Source organism: Bengtsoniella intestinalis (genome assembly GCF_039719005.1).
Classification (GTDB): domain Bacteria; phylum Bacillota; class Clostridia; order Oscillospirales; family Oscillospiraceae; genus Oscillibacter; species Oscillibacter intestinalis.
In genome coordinates, this window is the sequence record NZ_CP133584.1 from 2850468 (window position 1) to 2863256 (window position 12789).

At 50.5% G+C, this 12789-nt stretch carries 12 protein-coding genes, 1 pseudogene and 1 riboswitch; of the genes and pseudogenes, 4 read left to right on the forward strand and 9 right to left on the reverse strand.

Features of this window, described 5'->3' with window-relative positions; all coding sequences use genetic code 11:
* Positions 1-488: 488 nt before the first annotated feature.
* The gene (locus RFF05_RS13575) at positions 489-1823 is read right to left on the reverse strand and encodes an MATE family efflux transporter (protein ID WP_409967597.1); all 1335 of its coding nucleotides are present in this window, start codon (positions 1821-1823) and stop codon (positions 489-491) included.
* Between the two features lie 311 nt (positions 1824-2134).
* On the opposite strand from RFF05_RS13575, the gene RFF05_RS13580 reads away from it, so the two are divergent.
* Together RFF05_RS13580 and RFF05_RS13585 are read left to right on the forward strand one after the other, a co-directional pair.
* Positions 2135-3496 (forward strand): aspartate aminotransferase family protein, encoded by a 1362-nt coding sequence (locus tag RFF05_RS13580; protein WP_409967598.1) that lies wholly within the window; start codon positions 2135-2137, stop codon positions 3494-3496.
* Between the two features lie 235 nt (positions 3497-3731).
* Positions 3732-4636 (forward strand): annotated as a pseudogene (locus RFF05_RS13585) (iron-containing alcohol dehydrogenase).
* A gap of 80 nt (positions 4637-4716) precedes the next feature.
* Here the strand turns inward: RFF05_RS13585 and RFF05_RS13590 are convergent.
* The 5 genes from RFF05_RS13590 to RFF05_RS13610 all read right to left on the reverse strand — a co-directional run bounded on the left by RFF05_RS13590 (position 4717) and on the right by RFF05_RS13610 (position 8177).
* Positions 4717-5262, reverse strand: a complete 546-nt coding sequence (locus RFF05_RS13590) for a 2-oxoacid:acceptor oxidoreductase family protein (protein ID WP_409967599.1) — start codon at positions 5260-5262, stop codon at positions 4717-4719.
* Entirely contained in the window at positions 5259-5999 is a 741-nt protein-coding gene (locus tag RFF05_RS13595) for a thiamine pyrophosphate-dependent enzyme (protein WP_409967600.1), read from the reverse strand. The genes RFF05_RS13590 and RFF05_RS13595 overlap by 4 nt, the downstream gene beginning before the upstream one ends.
* 2 nt (positions 6000-6001) lie before the next feature.
* Positions 6002-7069 carry a 3-methyl-2-oxobutanoate dehydrogenase subunit VorB gene (locus RFF05_RS13600; protein WP_409967601.1) on the reverse strand — a complete coding sequence of 356 codons (1068 nt, stop codon included), beginning with the start codon at positions 7067-7069 and terminating at the stop codon, positions 6002-6004.
* Positions 7041-7295, reverse strand: a complete 255-nt coding sequence (locus RFF05_RS13605) for a 4Fe-4S dicluster domain-containing protein (protein ID WP_409967602.1) — start codon at positions 7293-7295, stop codon at positions 7041-7043. The genes RFF05_RS13600 and RFF05_RS13605 overlap by 29 nt, the downstream gene beginning before the upstream one ends.
* Before the next feature lie 201 nt (positions 7296-7496).
* The gene (locus RFF05_RS13610) at positions 7497-8177 is read right to left on the reverse strand and encodes a hypothetical protein (RefSeq protein ID WP_409967603.1); all 681 of its coding nucleotides are present in this window, start codon (positions 8175-8177) and stop codon (positions 7497-7499) included.
* 234 nt (positions 8178-8411) lie between these two features.
* Here RFF05_RS13610 and RFF05_RS13615 point away from each other — a divergent pair, with 234 nt between their 5' ends.
* Entirely contained in the window at positions 8412-9104 is a 693-nt protein-coding gene (locus RFF05_RS13615; protein ID WP_409967604.1) for a FadR/GntR family transcriptional regulator, read from the forward strand.
* 80 nt (positions 9105-9184) lie between these two features.
* Here RFF05_RS13615 and RFF05_RS13620 read toward each other — a convergent pair whose 3' ends face one another.
* Complete coding sequence (locus RFF05_RS13620; RefSeq protein WP_409967605.1) at positions 9185-9673, reverse strand: flavodoxin family protein; 489 nt, start codon at positions 9671-9673, stop codon at positions 9185-9187.
* A gap of 102 nt (positions 9674-9775) precedes the next feature.
* Complete coding sequence (gene thiT / locus RFF05_RS13625; protein ID WP_409967606.1) at positions 9776-10330, reverse strand: energy-coupled thiamine transporter ThiT; 555 nt, start codon at positions 10328-10330, stop codon at positions 9776-9778.
* A gap of 69 nt (positions 10331-10399) precedes the next feature.
* Positions 10400-10516, reverse strand: a riboswitch (TPP riboswitch).
* Positions 10517-10636: 120 nt separating this feature from the next.
* Here thiT and RFF05_RS13630 point away from each other — a divergent pair.
* Positions 10637-11449 (forward strand): TrmH family RNA methyltransferase, encoded by an 813-nt coding sequence (locus RFF05_RS13630; protein WP_409967607.1) that lies wholly within the window; start codon positions 10637-10639, stop codon positions 11447-11449.
* A gap of 72 nt (positions 11450-11521) precedes the next feature.
* Here the strand turns inward: RFF05_RS13630 and RFF05_RS13635 are convergent, their stop codons facing one another.
* Positions 11522-12637 carry a M20/M25/M40 family metallo-hydrolase gene (locus tag RFF05_RS13635; protein ID WP_409967608.1) on the reverse strand — a complete coding sequence of 372 codons (1116 nt, stop codon included), beginning with the start codon at positions 12635-12637 and terminating at the stop codon, positions 11522-11524.
* Positions 12638-12789: the final 152 nt, after the last annotated feature.

The window sequence follows — 12789 nt, forward strand, 5'->3', positions numbered from 1 at the left end:
CAAGACAGCTGCCACTCTTTATTGACCGTTTCACAAGATGATTGGTGCATTGGCACCTGATGATACTCTCATCAACTTATAAAATTTGAGCTTCTAACTCAAGGGCAACTCTAAAAAGTAGGGGGCACAAGATGGCATTGGATTTTTGTTCTCAGGTTTGTTCTGGTTTTTGGCTAATCCTGTGTGGATTTGGCGGAAATCAGGGCAAAGATGAGGGCGAAAATCATGTCAGATTGTGTGTCATCCTTTTTAGGAGGTGACCTAAATCAATAATGGGGATTTTACCCCACGGCAACCGACCCGCCTGTCCGTAAGGGCTTATCTTTTGTGGCTACAAAAGACTGGTCTGATGGGCGCTGTGAAAACGCCTAAATAAGACTATACAGAATCAAGGGGCATCTGTCAAGAAAATTTATATGTCAGATTTGTTAAATTTAAAGAAAGTTTGGGCTGTGGCTTGAAATAAATGGCAGAGGACAGGGCGGCTATTAGGTCAAAGGGGCTTGCGCACGGTTCCATTTGCGGTAAAAATACAAGGACACAGGGGTGCCGATGAGCCAGCCGATGGGCCAAGAGATGGCAATGCCCATAAAGCCAAGGTGGGCAGAGAGGAGGAACGACAGCCCCACCCGTGCCAATAAATCGGTTAAGGTGGAGTAAACAAAGCCAGCCATGGCATCTGCCCCACGCAACAGATTGTCAGAAATGAATTTCACTGATACCAATGGGAAAAGGGGTGTCACCGCCCATAAAAAAGACTTGCCAGTGGCAATGGCATCCACGCTGGTGGCATCTAAAAATAGCTGCAAAGCCTGTTCGGCAAAGACAAACAGGCCTATGACAAAGGGAATGGACAAGGCGGTGGTGAACACAACCCCCACTTTAAAGCCTTCTTTGATGCGCTGATACTGACCTGCGCCAAGGTTTTGGGCAGTGAAGGCAGACACGCCGCTACCCACCGTCAACAAACAGGTTAAGGCAAAGGTGGAGAGTTTCAAACCGCTAGACACCCCTGCGATGGTGGATGAACCATAGCCGTTGATGAGGGATTGGATGAGAATGTTGCCTACAGACACAAAACTTTGTTGCATGATGCTGGGCAGAGCCATATAGCCAATGCGGCGAAAAGAGCCCCAATGGAAATAGGCGATGGGTTGGTCAACGCGGAAGGCTTTCATCCGCAATAGCAGTGTGACCACCGCCAATATGGCGGCCCCACCTTGGGCAATAAACGTGGCCCAAGCCGCACCAGCCACCCCCATTTGTAACCCAGCCACAAAATATAAATCCAAGGCGATGTTGCACACTGACGAGCCAATGAGAAAGAGCAAGGGCGTTTTAGAATCCCCCAAAGACGTGAACACCCCTGTACATACGTTATACATGAACACAAACACAAAGCCATACATATAAATACGCAAATAGGTGGACGCATCGTCGAAGATGTTGGCAGGTGTGTTGAGCATCACCAAAAAGGCGTCGGTGAGCAAAGCGCCCAGTACGGTCAGTAGCCCAGAAATCACAGTGAAGGAGGTCAAGGCGGTGAAGACTGTGGTTTTCATGCTGGCATAGTTTTTTGAGCCAAATAAGTGAGACACAGTGACCGAGCAACCGATGTTGCCACCCAACGCCACCGCCATGAAAATCATCACAATGGGGTAGGAGACACCGATGGCGGCCAAAGGCTCTTCCCCAGCAAATTGTCCCACAATCATGCTGTCGGCAAGGCTGTAAACTTGCTGAAAAATCACGCTGATAAATAAAGGGATGGTAAAGCGAATTAAAACAGGTGCCACAGCACCATGGGTCAAGTCTTTGTTCATATTGATAGGCTTCTTTCTCGTGGATTAGTATGTGAAAAAACACGGCTTTCAGTATACGCTTTTTAAGCGCAAACATCAAGGGGAGAATAAAAAAATCACAAGGCACTTTATCGAAAAGAATCGATAAAGAATAGGGGGGCGAAAAGTTGTATTTTCCCCAAAGAAGCCTTGACAATTTTTCCAAAATATGCTACGCTTGTGGCAAGGTCGACAGGAAGGTAATTCCTTTTCCTGAGACGCAATTTTTTGGTATGCTTCACGCCTAAGTGGAAGCAAAATAAATCTTGAACTATTGAGAAAGAAGTGACGTTATGTTAAGAGAATCTTTACCTAAAATCGTTACCGCTTCTGTGCCCGGTGAAAAAGCACAGGCTGTCATCAACCGCAAAGTGAGCGCCATTGCTCCCCCTCTGGCAGGCAACACCTATCCCATCGTTATCAACCGTGGTGAAGGTGCCATGGTGGAAGATATCGACGGCAACGTATTTGTTGACTTTATCGGCGGCGTTGGCGTGCTGAACATTGGCTACTCTCACCCCGAAGTGGTGGAAGCAGTGAAGGCACAAGCTGACAACTATTTCCACACCATGCTCAGCATCATCACCCATGACGGCTATGTTTCTGTTTGCGAAAAGCTCAACGAACTCATGCCTTGCCGTGGCGATGTGAAAAAGTCTTTCTTGGTCAACTCTGGCGCAGAAGCCGACGAAAACGCCATCAAGGTGGCCAAGGCTTACACCAAGCGCTCTAACATCATCTGCTTCACTGGCGCCTTCCATGGCCGCACCAACTTGATGATGGAACTGACCGCTAACAAAACCTATGCCAAAGGCATGGGCCCCTTCCCTGCTGGTATCTATCGTGCAGAATACCCCTACCTGTATCGTGCACCCAAGGGCTACACCGAAGAAGAAGCCATTGCATTCTACATTGAAAAACTGCAAATGCTGTTCAAAGAAGGCACCCCTGCCAACGAAGTGGCAGCTGTTATCGTTGAACCTCTGCAAGGCGAAGGTGGCTTCATTCCTGCTCCCATCGCTTGGGTGAAGGCATTGCGTCAAATTTGTGACGACAACGGCATCTTGATCATCGCTGATGAAGTGCAAAGCGGTAACTGCCGTACTGGTAAGTACTTTGGTTCTCAATATTGGGCAGAAGCAGGTGCAGCACCTGACATTATCACCACTGCTAAGTCTTTGGGCGCAGGTGTGCCTATCTCTGCATTGACCGCTCGTGTTGAAATCATGGACTCCATTCCCGGTGGCACCATCGGTGGCACATATTGCGGTAACCCCTTGGCTTGCGCCAGCGCCTTGAAGGTGATGGAAGTCATGCAACGTGATGATTTTGCTGGTAAGGCAAACCACATCGCTGACATTGTCAACGCTCGCTATGCAAAGATGATGGAAAAATACGACGTCATCGGCAACTATCGTGGTCTGGGCGCTATGATTGGCGTGGAATTTGTCAAGGATAGAGAAACCAAAGAACCCTATGGCGAACTGGTCAGTGCTGTGGTGCAAGACTGCTTGCAACATGGTCTGTTGGTGGAAAGCTGCGGCCTGTTCGGCAACTGCATCCGCTTCTTGGCTCCTCTGGTCATCACCGATGAACAACTCAACGCTGGCTTGGATATCCTAGACGCTGCAATCGGCAGATATTTGGCAAAATAAATTTTAACTTAATAGGAGGAATTATCTCATGAAACAACTGATGATTAAGCCCACCATTTATAAATTTGACACTGCCAAAGCCTTTGCAGAAGACTTTGCCATTGGCGAAGGCGATCTGGTGATTACCAACTCTTACATCTTCGACCCCAACTTCGGTGACTTGAACCTGAAGTGCGAAGTGTTGTACCAAGAAAAATATGGTGTTGGCGAACCTTCTGACGATATGGCTGAAGCCATGTTTAAGGATTTGAAGGGTCAATACAAGCGTATCATTGCCATCGGTGGCGGTACGGTTATCGACATTTCTAAGATTTTCGCATTGAAGAAGCCATCCCCCATTCTGGATCTGTATGATGGAATTACCCCCATTGAAAAAGATAAAGAATTGGTGCTGGTGCCCACCACTTGCGGTACTGGTAGCGAAGTGACCAACATCACCGTGTTGGCGCTCAACAGCCGTAACACCAAAAAGGGTTTGGCTCACGATGCTATGTATGCTGACAGCGCTGTCATTTTGCCTCAACTGTTGCTGAGCTTGCCCCCAAAGTCTTTGGTGCAAGCAGCATCGATGCTTTGATTCACGCTGTGGAAGCCGCTTTGTCTCCCAAGGCCAGCGACTTGACCCTGCTCTTTAGCTACAAGGCCATCGACTTGATTATCGAAGGCTACAAAGCCATCGTGGCACAAGGTTTTGAAGTGCGCAACGAAATGATGCCTCAATTCCTGCAAGCATCCACCTATGCTGGCATTGCCTTTGGTAACGCAGGCTGTGGTACTGTTCACGCCATGAGCTATCCTCTGGGCGGCAAGTATCATGTGGTGCATGGCGAGTCTAACTATGCTATGTTCACTGGCGTTTTGAAGCACTATATGAGCCGCAAGCAAGACGGTGCTATCGCCCGTTTGAACAGCCACTTGGCAGAATTGCTGGGTTGCTCTGAAGATGTGGTCTATGCTGAGCTTGAAAAAGTTTTGGACGTGATTTTGCCCAAAAAGGCACTCCATGAATATGGTGTCACCGAGCAAGATATGCACGACTTTGCTGACTCTGTCATCGAAAACCAAACTCGTTTGCTGGCCAACAGCTTTGTGCCTATGACCCGTGACGGCATCTACGACATTCTCAAATCTCTGTATTAAGATTTAAAGTGAACACCGCCTGTATCCAGTTTATTTGGATACAGGCGGTGTTTTTTGTGTTGAGAGTTTTGGGATTAACATTAAAGGTTGGTGTTGACACAGGCCATGCCGGCGTCTAGGGCTTTGAAGTTTAAATCCACCAACTTCGCCTTTTTGCCAGTGAACAGTTCGGTAATCATGTGGCGAATGGTTTCAGGGTGGAGGGATTTGGTGGCTGCCACATAGGCGCCCAGCATCACCATGTTGGCCACCTTGGGGTTGCCCAATTGGTCGGCGATTTCACCGCAGGGCACGTAAATGGCACGGACGTCATCACGGGTCACTGTTTCGGTGACGAAGGAGCTGTTGACGAAAATCAACCCCCCAGATTGCACCAATGGTTCAAATTTCAGCAGAGATGGCAGGTTCATGGCAATCACCTCTGTGGGGTGAATGAAGGTGGGGGAGCCCACTGGATGGTCAGAGAGCACCACCGAGCAGTTGGCGGTGCCACCGCGTATTTCAGGGCCATAAGAAGGCGCCCATGTGACGTGCAATCCTTCTGCCATGCCAGCTTCCACCAAGGATTTTCCCACAGACATCACCCCTTGACCGCCAAAACCAGAGATAATCAGTTCCTTTTTCATACCGTCGCCTCCTTAATTAACCCCAGAGGGTAATAGGCCGCTAAGTCGGATTTGAGCCATTGGTTGGCTTTTAGCGGTGTCATGCCCCAGTTGGTGGGGCAGGTGGACAGCACTTCCACAAAGGTGAAGCCTTCCCCAGCCATTTGCTTTTCAAAGGCTTTGCGGATGGCCTTTTTTGTTTTGTTCAAATTGGGAATATCGGTGACGCACACGCGCTCAGCATAGACGCAACCGTCTAAAGTTGCCAGCATCTCAGACACACGGACAGGGTGACCTGCGGTGTCGGCGCTGCGGCCTGTGGGGCAAGTGGTGGCGTGTTGGCCAATCAAGGTGGTGGGTGCCATTTGACCGCCTGTCATGCCATAGATGGCGTTGTTGACGAAAATGGTGGTGAACTTTTCCCCACGCATGGCGGCGTGAACAATTTCACCCATACCGATGGAGGCCAAGTCCCCGTCCCCTTGGTAGGTGAAGACGGGTTGGGTGGGGCACAGACGCTTGATGGCGGTGGCCACTGCAGGTGCCCGACCATGGGCGGCCTCTTGCATATCGCAGTTGAAATAGTTATAGGCGAACACGGAGCAACCCACAGGGCAAACCCCAATGGCTTCGTCCAAAAGGTTCATCTCGGCCATGACTTCTGCCACCAGTTTGTGGATGATGCCGTGGTGACAGCCGGGGCAATAGTGGGTGGTGGCATCGGTGAGCCCGTTGGTTTTTTCGTATACAATAGCCATGGTCAACCCTCCCTATGTAAGGCGGATTTCGCCGCCGCGACAATGTCTTCCACTGTGGGCATCACGCCCCCAGCGCATCCCAAAAAGGAGATGTGTTTTTTAGCTTCCACGCTCATGCGCACGTCTTCTACCAGTTGCCCAAGGCTCATTTCCACCGTCAAAATATCTGCCACTTGTTCCCGTTGCGCCAGTTGTGCCAAGGCTTTTTCAGGGAAGGGCCACAAGGTGATGGGGCGGAACAGACCCACTTGAATCCCTTGGGCACGGAGAATCTCCATGGCGGACAGGGCGATGCGAGCAGGGGTGCCGTAGGCCACGATGATTAACTGGGCGTCGGCACAGTCCACTTCTTCCCAGCGCACTTCTTTTTCCGCAATTTGAGCATATTTGGACATTAAATGGTGGTTGTGGTCGTGGCATTCATCGGGGTCGATGTATAAAGAGTTGATGACGTTGGTGTGGGTGCGCCCATGCTTGCCCGTTGCCGCCCAGTCTTTTGGAGGCAGGTCACGTTTGGGCAGTTCGCGCCAGACAATGGGTTCCATCATTTGCCCAATCATACCGTCGCAGAGAATCATCACAGGGTTGCGGTATTGGTCGGCGATATCAAATGCCTCTTGGGTGAAATCCACCGCTTCTTGGATGTTGGATGGAGCCAGCACCACGGTGCGATAATCCCCGTTACCGCCCCCGCGGGTGGCTTGGAAATAGTCGGCTTGGGAGGGCTGAATGGTACCTAGACCGGGGCCACCACGCATACAGTTGACAATCACACAGGGTAGCTCTGCCCCTGCCAAATAGGTGATGCCCTCTTGCTTTAAGCTGATGCCGGGGGAGGAGGACGAGGTCATGGCGCGCTTGCCAACACCAGCTGCACCGTAGACCATATTGATGGCGGCCAACTCAGATTCAGACTGGACAAACACACGACCATGCGCAGGCATATGAGCGGCCATATATTCAGGGATTTCGTTTTGTGGGGTGATGGGATAGCCGAAAAATCCGTCACAGCCAGCGCGGATGGCGGCTTCGGCAATGGCTTCATTGCCTTTCCAAAGTTCCTTTTTCATGACGTTCTCCTTCATGCGAATTTTCCACAGTAATAACGCTGTCGGGGCAGATTTTGCCGCAGCTACCGCAGGCGATGCAGGCGCTGATGTCGGTGACTGTGGCAGGGTGATAGCCTTTGGCGTTGACCAAAACAGGTTCCATGATGACGATGTGCTTGGGACAGACAGCGGTGCAGAGTTCACAGCCTTTGCATCGCTCTGTATCAAAAGTTAGCTTGGCAGTCATAATAAAAATCCTTTCATGATTTTAGCTAAAAGCGAAAGACTAAAAGTGAAAAACTATCGCCTCACCCCAGGGTGCCTTTTCTTGCCCGATGGGCAATTCACCTTGGCGGGCGAGATTGGAACGGACTGAGGTTGCCGTTCTTCGTTTCTATCCCCGCCCGTGGCGGAATAGTTTTTCACCATTCACTTTTAGCTTTTAGTTTCATTGTTCCCACGGTTTTTTCATTTGAATATCGATGGAAAATAGGGGGCTGACGTTGGGGTTTAGCCCTGTTTTTGCCACGTGACATAGGATGGGTAAGCCTGTTTTTTCAGACAGCCTTTGGGCAAGTATGGCCCCTTCTTCCACAGTTTGGGCTGTGGTTTCACCACACAGGTGGGTGTTGTGGACAAGGCCTGCGCAGGTGAGGTGGGTGGTTTGTTCAATGGCTTGTAAATAGGCCATGGCTTTGTCCACGGTGGCGGTTTCAGGGCGATTTGCGTTGACCACAAACACCATTTGGTGGTCTTGGACTTGGATTTGTGGGGCGAAGCGTGCCAGCACCCGTGCCCCCACGGCATCACCGCCAATGTCTAGCACCCCACGGGCGGTGGGATGTTGCAATACGGTGAGTAGTTGGGCAGGCAAAGACGGCACATCTGCATCCACACAGGCTTGGGAGGATGCCACCAATTCCACCCCTGCGGCCGCCAATATATCACGGCGCTCACGGGAGCGGAAGTAGGGGTTGACAATGTCTAAATCCGCCAGCATGGTTTGCTGGTTTTTGGCCAGCGCCAGCGCCAAATTTACGGAAAATTCAGTTTTCCCAGTGCCATAATGGCCTGTGACGATGGTTAAGCGATTGGAGAATTGTGAGCACAGCTGCTGAAATTGCGCCATAGGGAACCCCCTCTTTTTCATAGTTGGTTGTATACTATCTTATACGTTGTATGATGTCATTATACCCATTGTTTTCCTACCTGTCAAGGATGAAATTATGCGTTTCGCTATAAAAAGGGGTGATATAGCTCTGTTTTGAAAATTTCTCGCATTTGAACAAAAAATAAGTGCGCATTTGTACAAACTGTGATAAGATAGAGAAAAGAATTCACTGGCGCATGAGTAGGAGGGGTTATGACAGAGAGAAAACAGCCCAAATTATCAGAAAAAACAGCCGAACGGCTTTATAAAATGATAGCCGAAGAGCACCGCTATGGGGCAGGAAGCAAACTGCCCAACGAATACGACTTAAGCGTCTTGCTAGAGGTGAGCCGCACCACATTGCGAGAGGCCATCTCCTTTTTGGTGGCACAGCAGGTGCTGGAAATTCGCCGTGGTTTGGGCACCTTTGTGTGTCAAGATTTGTCTGACCATGCCATGGACATGACCACCTTACAAAGCTTGCACGCCAAAGAACGGGCGCGAGATTTGTACGAAATGCGATTGATTTTTGAGCCAGCCGCTGTGGCTCTGGCAGCGGTGCGTGCCAGCGATGAAGAGCTAGAGCACATTCGGCAAAAAGCCATGGAAGCAGAAGTGCTTGCCGCCAATGGTGGTGACTGGGCGGCTGCTGACCAAGCATTTCACCTTGCCATCATCCGTGCCACGCACAATGAATATATGCGGCGGCTGTATCCCATTATCAATGAGGCTGTGGCAGAGATTATGCAAATGCTCAATGACTGCAATCAAGCGGAAATTCAGCAGGTGGCACAGGCGGACAATCGCTTGATTTTGGAGTTTTTACTTCAGCGAGACCAAGATGAAGCCCGTCATGCCATGAGCATCCACATGAAGCATTTGCTCAACACCGTAGGGACATTATAAATAATGACATGAAAAATCACCCTGTTTGCAGATGGATGTTTCCACTGCAAACAGGGTGATTTTATTGTTGAAATGATAATTTAAGCAAACAATTCCATGGCTTTTTGTGCCATCCGTTGGCCGTAAATTTCAAAGGTGGCTCGGCAATCCTCGGCATATTGGTTCACCGACACGGGGCCAAGGTGAATGACAGGCTTGCCTTTGGAACCGCCACCAGAATAGGTGAGCATCCCATAGCACAGCAGATGGTCTAAAATGACACGAATGCCAGCTTCGCCGCCGCCATGGATATATTGCTCGGTGGCAAAGGCGCCGCCCAGTTTCCCAGCTAGACCAAAGGTGGGGGCCACTTTTTCCAGCCATAGCTTCAATTCCCCAGACAGGGTGGCCATGTAGATGGGGGTGCCGATGATGACGCATTGGCTTTCCTTTGCCCAATCGGCATCGTAGTCGGTGATGGAAAAGGCCTTGGCTTCCATGCCAGAGGAGTTGTTCATGCTTTGGGCAATGACCTCAGCCATGTCTTTGGTGTAACCGCTGACGGAGTGATAAAAAATGCTTGCTTTCATAGGATAACCTCCAATGTTGTGTTCAAGAATATGAGAAGTATTAAAATAAGTCTGGCAGATATGGTTTATTTTACCATATCTGCCAGAGAATTTCAATCATAATCAACGAATGTCGTCGCCGAGAAAGAACCGCTTCATGGGTTTATACAGTGCCCATGCGATGAGCAGGGTTAAAATGGTGTTTGGTACCATGTAGCTGGCGTTATACAGCAGGGAATAGAACCAAGGGGTGGTCATGGTCATGCCGAAAAATTCTTCTGGCATATAGGCCGCCCACACGGTGGCACCCACCACATAGTGGATGACAAAGCGCCCAAAACAGCCCAGCAAGGTGCCAAAATAGACGCCCATGCGTTGACCTTTGAAGACCCCAGCCAAACCCAAAGGCAGGAATGCCAACAGGTAATCCCCAATCATAGATTGCCAGCCCCACGCATAGGCGCCGTCAAACATCAGTTGCAATAGCCCAAAGGCGAACCCAGCCATCAAGCCAGAACGCCAGCCCCAACGGATGGAAAAGACAATGATGGGTAACATGGCAGGGGTGAGAGAACCGCCATTTGGCAGTTCGTACAGCTTTAAAAAGCTGAGCACTTGAGAGGCGGCCACCATCATGGCGCCTTCGCAGAGCATACGGGTGGTGTTGTGTTTGGTCATGGGAAATTCCTCCTAAAAAATAAAAATACCGCTTACCAACCCAATGGGTAGTAGCGGTAAAAACAGGGCAATCCCCTTTTTTGCACTTCCTACGTCGGCATTATCCGAATCAGGTCATAAGGGACAGAAAACGGCAATTCGCTTTCATCTCAGCCGAGGAAGCCCTCAGCGCCCCTGTGTTAAATTGTCAGCGGTCTGCATTTAAGTATACACATTTTACTGAAAATGTCAAGAGGCCAAAACTGGACAGTTGACTTGGGTGGGATGGGTTTGGTATACTATTATAAAATACCATAAGGAGGCACTATGGCCAATATCATCCAAATCACTGATTTTGACGCACCAGAATTAGATGTGTACGCCCGTCTGACCCAAAGCCAATTACGCAGTCGCCGTCACCCAGAACAGGCGTTGTTCATTGCCGAAAGTGCCAATGTAATTGAAAGAGCCTTGCGCGCTGGGTACACCCCTGTGTCGTTATTGATGGATGAAAAGCACATCCACGGTAAAGCCAGTGAGCTCATTGCCTGTTGTGGAGATGTAAACGTGTACACGGCGACGCCAGCGGTGTTGGAGCAATTGACAGGCTTTGCCTTAACCCGTGGTGTGTTGTGCGCCATGCGCCCATTGCCCTTACCCACATTGGAGGGCGTATGCGCTGGTGGGAAGCGGATTGCAGTGATTGACAATGTGCTAGACGCCGCCAATGTTGGTTCTATTTTTCGCAATGCCGCCGCCTTGCACATCGATGCGGTGCTAGTCACTGATTCTAGCTGTGACCCCTTAAATCGCCGCTGTGTACGGGTCAGCATGGGAACGGTGTTTCAAGTGCCGTGGACAGTGGTCAGTGGCAAAACCTATTTGAGTGCCTTGCAATCATTGGGTATTCAAACAATGGCCATGGCGCTAGATGCGCGTGCCTTGGATATGGATGATCCTATTTTGCAAGCGCAAGAACGGCTGGCCATTGTGCTGGGCACCGAAGGCTATGGCTTGCCAGAGGAGACAGTGAACCAGTGTGATTACACCGCCTGCATCCCCATGAGCCACGATGTGGATTCGTTGAATGTAGCCGCCGCCAGCGCGGTGGCCTTTTGGCAGTTGCGCCCCAAAGGGTGATAAAATATAAAAGAGGATGTACAAAACGTGGCTGACCGCGTTTTGTACATCCTCTTTTTTATGGCGTTTGGATTAGGAAGGCGCAGTCATCAGGTGTAGACACAAAGCGGCAGAGGCTTCCATGTCACGGATAGACAACTGCTCGGCAGTGGTGTGGACTTTTTCCATACCCACGCCTAAGTTTAAAGCGGTGATGCCATGTTGGTTATAGATGTTGGCATCGCTACCGCCACCGCTGGTGGTGGGGTTGGGGGTTAAGTTTTGTGCCTTGCAAGCGTCAAACACACGCTGTACCAAAGGGGTGGTTTGGTCGTGGTGATAGCCCAGATAGCTGGTGGTGACGGTGCATTCTAGGGTGGCCCCAAACTTGTCACAAGCTGACTGCATACAATCCACTAAATGTTGGGTGTGTGCAGTTAGTTTTTCATTGTTAAGACTGCGGCATTCTAGCACCAAGTCCACCCGTTCGGTGACAATATTGGTGGCACCAGCGGCAGAGAAGGTGCCGATGTTGCAAGTGGTTTCATGGTCAACGCGGAGCAGGTTCATGGCCGCCACGGCGTGTGCCCCCACTTGGATGGCGCTGATGCCTTCCTCGGGCGCCACGCCAGCGTGTGCCTTGCGACCGATGATGGTGGCGGTGATGGTGTTTTGACCGGGTGCGCCTACGATGATGTCGTTGGCACTGCCAGAGGAGTCTAGCACGATGCACTGTTTGGACAGGATGCGGCTATAATCCAAGGTTTTTGCGCCAACTAAACCGCTTTCTTCACGGACGGTGAAGGCCGCTTCAATGGTGGGGCGGTTGGGGATGTCTTTTGCGGCAGACAAGGCCTCCATGATGGCGCAGATGCCAGCTTTGTCATCGCCACCCAAAATGGTGGTGCCGTCAGAGCGGACATAGCCGTCGTCACAGACTTGGGGGCGTATGCCCACGCCGGGGGTGACGGTATCCATGTGGGCGCTGAATAAAATGGGGGGCAAGGTGGGGTCGCCAGCCAAGGTGGCATATACGTTAGCACCTGTGGTGTTGGCACGATCATGGACATCGTCAGTGGTGACGGCACAGCCCATGGCAGTTAAGTCAGCGACAAGGCGGTCAGTCATGGGTTGCTCGTGGCCAGTTTCGCTGGGAATTTGCACGTAGGTTAAAAAGCGGTTTAAAAGGGATTGGTTGTCGATGGGCATGAATATGCCTCCTTTGTATGATGTCTGCATTTACATTAAATGGAAAGTCGAATGTAGGGAACGGTCTTGACCGTTCCGCTTCCCAAGGCACATGCCCGATGGTGGCGGAATGGTCAAGACCATTCCCTACGGCTATATGTTATTAGTATACC